Below are 317 nucleotides of genomic sequence, written 5' to 3' on the forward strand. Positions count from 1 at the left end.
GCGGGCCCCCTCGACGGAGAGGTACGCGCGGGACACGTCCTCGTCGACGTCGACCGTCGAGGCCAGCTCGAGCCGGCAGCCGAGGCGGTCGCTCGCCCGGGCGAGGAACGCCCCGTCGTCGCCGGTGTGGAACTCGACCTCGGTGACCGCGTCGGAGTGGAGCAGCTCCCGCCACCGCTCCGCGGTGATGGCGCGGCCGAGGCAGCCGCCGAGCGCGGCGAGCGCGCGGCGCTCCGACTCGTCGACCGCGTCGCCGTCGGCCGCGACGGCGCAGAGCGCGCCGTGGACCGCGCCCTCGAAGGCCGCCGGCACCGCGA

1 protein-coding gene is annotated in these 317 nt (G+C 78.2%); it reads right to left on the reverse strand.

The genetic code is table 11. The annotated features are described in order from the left end of the window. On the reverse strand, positions 1–317 hold a 317-nt coding region (locus tag EXE44_RS18860; RefSeq protein WP_274595405.1), incomplete at both ends, for a bacterio-opsin activator domain-containing protein.

The sequence above is a fragment of the Halorubrum sp. SS7 genome, from assembly GCF_005435055.1.
GTDB lineage: Archaea > Halobacteriota > Halobacteria > Halobacteriales > Haloferacaceae > Halorubrum > Halorubrum salinarum.